The organism is Bacillus salipaludis, from assembly GCF_004358205.1.
In genome coordinates this window covers 1-1,688 of sequence record NZ_SMYO01000090.1, presented here as the reverse complement: position 1 = coordinate 1,688, position 1,688 = coordinate 1, and the positions used below count along the sequence as shown (strand labels likewise).

The window sequence follows — 1,688 nt, the reverse complement described above, 5'->3', positions numbered from 1 at the left end:
GCATCTAAGCATGAAGCCCCCCTCAAGATGAGATTTCCCATAGCGTCAAGCTAGTAAGATCCCTGAAAGATGATCAGGTTGATAGGTCAGAGGTGGAAGCATGGTGACATGTGGAGCTGACTGATACTAATCGATCGAGGACTTAACCATAGTCTTAAGGTGAACTCGTTTTTACTAAAAACTTCTTCTGTATTATCTAGTTTTGAGGGAATGAAAAAAAATAAATTTACCTCTTGAAAAATTTCAAAAAGACATTATAATAAAATAGTGTCTGATAAACAGTCTGGCAATAATGGCGAGAAGGTCACACCCGTTCCCATACCGAACACGGAAGTTAAGCTTCTCAGCGCCGATGGTAGTTGGGGGCTGTCCCCCTGTGAGAGTAGGACGTTGCCAGGCTGTTATAATGGAGGATTAGCTCAGCTGGGAGAGCATCTGCCTTACAAGCAGAGGGTCGGCGGTTCGATCCCGTCATCCTCCACCATAATATTTATAAACCTGCCGGTTTAGCTCAATTGGTAGAGCAACTGACTTGTAATCAGTAGGTTGGGGGTTCAAGTCCTCTAGCCGGCACCACTTTTATGTTTAGAGCCATTAGCTCAGTTGGTAGAGCATCTGACTTTTAATCAGAGGGTCGAAGGTTCGAGTCCTTCATGGCTCACCATTTAAATTGGATATGCGGGTGTGGCGGAATTGGCAGACGCACCAGACTTAGGATCTGGCGCCGCAAGGCGTGGGGGTTCGACTCCCTTCACCCGCACCAATTAAATTAAATATGCGGAAGTAGTTCAGTGGTAGAACACCACCTTGCCAAGGTGGGGGTCGCGGGTTCGAATCCCGTCTTCCGCTCCACTCTTGCCGGGGTGGCGGAACTGGCAGACGCACAGGACTTAAAATCCTGCGGTAGGTGACTACCGTACCGGTTCGATTCCGGTCCTCGGCACCAAAGCTTTTAAAATATGCGCCCGTAGCTCAATTGGATAGAGCGTTTGACTACGGATCAAAAGGTTATGGGTTCGACTCCTTTCGGGCGCGCCATTATCGGGAAGTAGCTCAGCTTGGTAGAGCACTTGGTTTGGGACCAAGGGGTCGCAGGTTCGAATCCTGTCTTCCCGACCATTATCTTTAATTATAATATGGGGTCTTAGCTCAGCTGGGAGAGCGCCTGCTTTGCACGCAGGAGGTCAGGGGTTCGATCCCCCTAGACTCCACTTATCTAAATAATATTTTGGCGGTGTAGCTCAGCTGGCTAGAGCGTACGGTTCATACCCGTAAGGTCGGGGGTTCGATCCCCTCCGCCGCTACCAAAAGGGACCTTTAGCTCAGCTGGTTAGAGCAGACGGCTCATAACCGTCCGGTCGTAGGTTCGAGTCCTACAAGGTCCACCATTATATTTGAAATATTACGGAGGAATACCCAAGTCCGGCTGAAGGGATCGGTCTTGAAAACCGACAGGCGGGTTAAACCGCGCGGGGGTTCGAATCCCTCTTCCTCCGCCATATGATTTTATCTTCAGCATAGAGTTTTAGCTTCAATTATTATTATCGCGGGGTGGAGCAGTCTGGTAGCTCGTCGGGCTCATAACCCGAAGGTCGCAGGTTCAAATCCTGCCTCCGCAATTTGGTCTGGTAGTTCAGTTGGTTAGAATGCCTGCCTGTCACGCAGGAGGTCGCGGGTTCGAGTCCCGT

13 tRNA genes and 2 rRNA genes are annotated in these 1,688 nt (G+C 49.7%); all 15 read left to right on the top strand.

The annotated features are described in order from the left end of the window. Positions 1 to 150: ribosomal RNA gene (locus E2K98_RS30540) — 23S ribosomal RNA — on the top strand; the annotation flags it as partial. 132 nt (positions 151 to 282) lie between these two features. Next, a 5S ribosomal RNA gene (gene rrf, locus E2K98_RS30535) occupies positions 283 to 399 on the top strand. 9 nt (positions 400 to 408) lie between these two features. Continuing rightward, positions 409 to 484, top strand: a tRNA-Val gene (locus tag E2K98_RS30530). A gap of 16 nt (positions 485 to 500) precedes the next feature. Next, a tRNA-Thr gene (locus E2K98_RS30525) sits at positions 501 to 576 on the top strand. Positions 577 to 588: 12 nt separating this feature from the next. Next, positions 589 to 664: transfer RNA gene (locus E2K98_RS30520), tRNA-Lys, on the top strand. A gap of 14 nt (positions 665 to 678) precedes the next feature. After that, a tRNA-Leu gene (locus tag E2K98_RS30515) sits at positions 679 to 763 on the top strand. Positions 764 to 777: 14 nt separating this feature from the next. After that, positions 778 to 852: transfer RNA gene (locus E2K98_RS30510), tRNA-Gly, on the top strand. Positions 853 to 857: 5 nt separating this feature from the next. Next, a tRNA-Leu gene (locus tag E2K98_RS30505) sits at positions 858 to 946 on the top strand. Between the two features lie 15 nt (positions 947 to 961). Further along, positions 962 to 1,038 (top strand) — tRNA-Arg (locus E2K98_RS30500). 4 nt (positions 1,039 to 1,042) lie between these two features. After that, positions 1,043 to 1,119 (top strand) — tRNA-Pro (locus E2K98_RS30495). A 19-nt stretch (positions 1,120 to 1,138) separates the two neighbouring features. Then, positions 1,139 to 1,211, top strand: a tRNA-Ala gene (locus E2K98_RS30490). Positions 1,212 to 1,230: 19 nt separating this feature from the next. Beyond that, positions 1,231 to 1,307: transfer RNA gene (locus E2K98_RS30485), tRNA-Met, on the top strand. Positions 1,308 to 1,311: 4 nt separating this feature from the next. Further along, positions 1,312 to 1,388: transfer RNA gene (locus E2K98_RS30480), tRNA-Ile, on the top strand. An 18-nt stretch (positions 1,389 to 1,406) separates the two neighbouring features. Next, positions 1,407 to 1,499: transfer RNA gene (locus E2K98_RS30475), tRNA-Ser, on the top strand. 46 nt (positions 1,500 to 1,545) lie between these two features. Continuing rightward, a tRNA-Met gene (locus E2K98_RS30470) sits at positions 1,546 to 1,619 on the top strand. Positions 1,620 to 1,688: the final 69 nt, after the last annotated feature.